This window comes from Herpetosiphonaceae bacterium, assembly GCA_036374795.1.
Taxonomy (GTDB): Bacteria; Chloroflexota; Chloroflexia; order Chloroflexales; family Kallotenuaceae; genus LB3-1.
The window spans coordinates 1-1,775 of record DASUTC010000105.1; the positions used below are offsets into that span (position 1 = coordinate 1).

At 62.8% G+C, this 1,775-nt stretch carries 3 protein-coding genes; all 3 read right to left on the reverse strand.

Annotated features, from left to right (window positions below; genetic code table 11):
- Nucleotides 1–195: 195 nt before the first annotated feature.
- Entirely contained in the window at nucleotides 196–1,038 is an 843-nt protein-coding gene (locus tag VFZ66_07280) for an IS630 family transposase (GenBank protein HEX6288975.1), read from the reverse strand.
- Nucleotides 975–1,298: a helix-turn-helix domain-containing protein gene (locus VFZ66_07285; GenBank protein HEX6288976.1), complete on the reverse strand. Its 324-nt coding sequence runs from the start codon at nucleotides 1,296–1,298 to the stop codon at nucleotides 975–977. Before VFZ66_07285 ends, VFZ66_07280 begins: the two co-directional genes overlap by 64 nt.
- Nucleotides 1,299–1,517: 219 nt before the next feature.
- A partial coding sequence (locus tag VFZ66_07290; GenBank protein HEX6288977.1) for an Ohr family peroxiredoxin occupies nucleotides 1,518–1,775 on the reverse strand: 258 nt, incomplete at its 5' end.

Genomic DNA, 1,775 nt, shown 5'->3' on the forward strand with positions numbered 1-1,775 from the left:
TCCAATTTTTCCCCCATCCGGGGAAAACAAGAATCTTGGAAAGCTCCTTCTGCTGCCGACAAGTCCGTATTCCGCTCTTGCCCTACACGTACGAGTGGTGGAGTGAAGGGTGGCTGAGTCCTAAGACGGCGAACTACTACGCGTAATCGAAAGCACCAATCAAACTCGTTAGGAGGTATTTTCGCTAAACCGTGTCTACTTTGAAAAGCGTAGTTTTTCTTCGTCGGGGTCGAGGCGATCTTTGACCCAGAGGCGGTCGGCAACGGCGTAGGCGTCCTGATTGAGGCGGGTCTCGAAAGCAGCCACCCGCCGGCTGAGATCTTCGGCGGTGGGATGGCAGTAGTGATAGGTGACATCCTCGCGGAGCCAGCGCCAGAGCGCCTCGACCGGCATGAAGTCGGGGCTGTAGCCGGGCAACGGCACGAGGTCGATCTGTAACGCTTCGGCCGCCTCGCGCACAATACCGGCACGATGATAGGAGGCGCCGTCCCACACGACGATCAGCTTGTCCTCGGGCCATTCGGCCCGGAGCCGGCGCAGGACATCGATGGTGTGCGCGCCGTTGGCGCGGGCATAAGGCCAGAGCCGCACTTCACCTTCGTTGTAGAGATAGAGACCGTAAAACGACAGCCTGTCCGACAGACGCGGCGAGGGCGAGGCGATCCACAGGCGCTGGCCGCGCTCCGACCAGCCGTAGCCGAGATCGGCATCCTGGTGGATGTGGGCTTCGTCCAGGTAGACCAGGAGATGGCGGTCGTGCTGGGCACCGGCCAGCAGATCCTGGATCCGCTCGACAAAGGCCTGCCGGCGCTCCGGATTGGCCCGGCCGAGCAGCTTTTTGGCCTTCTTCCACGACAACCCCAGACGATGAAGGGCGGCGCGGATCGTCTCGCGGCAGCAGGTCCGGCCAAACCGCTCGCGCACCCAGCCGACCAGACGCCGCAGGGTCCAGCGCGGCGGCGGATCGGCACCGGCTACCGGCGGAGCGGCGGCGGATCGTTGGGCGGCACGGACCGTCTCGCCAAGACCGGCCTCGATCTCCGGGCAAAGGGGGGGCGGCCACCGGTGCGCTGATAGACCAGCGCCTCGGGACCGCGGGTGTTGTAGAGATGGAGCCACTCCATCACCGTCTGCGGATGACGGCGCGCCTGTGCGGCAACACGCGTGGCGCAGCTCTCCTGAGTGATCTCGTAGAGCGCCAGAAAGCGCTCGCGGGTGCGCGGATGGGACGCGCTCATCGCCAACTCACGCAGATCCGCCGGCGTCTGATCCCATCGCGCATGGTCAACACGCAACATAACAGGTCTGAATAGGGGGTGATTTCGTCTACTCCATAGATAGGAAGTAGGACCTTCGGAAACTATGCCTCTCAAACTGGACGCGGTTTAGACAAGCCATTCCTGCTGCTAAGGAGCAGCGGCGCCAGTTCTCTGGTACGGGTGCTAAGCTCGGATGAGGCTGGCGTTCAGCATTGATTTTTGGGGAATGGTGTTGGGCCGGAGCCCAACACCAATATCTCAGACGACCGTCAGGCGGACGTCAACGTTGCCACGGGTAGCATTGGAATACGGGCAGATCTGGTGGGCTTTCTGAACCAGATCCTCAGCCTGCTGCTTCTCCAGCCCCGGAAGTGAAACGCGCAGAGCGATATCGAGCCCGAACCCGCCTTCCGAACGCGGGCCGATACCGACATTGGCGGTCACCGATGTGTCGTCCGGGACGCGCGCCTTTTCCTGGGCAGCGGCGGCCTTCAGCGCGCCGATGAAGCAGGCGGC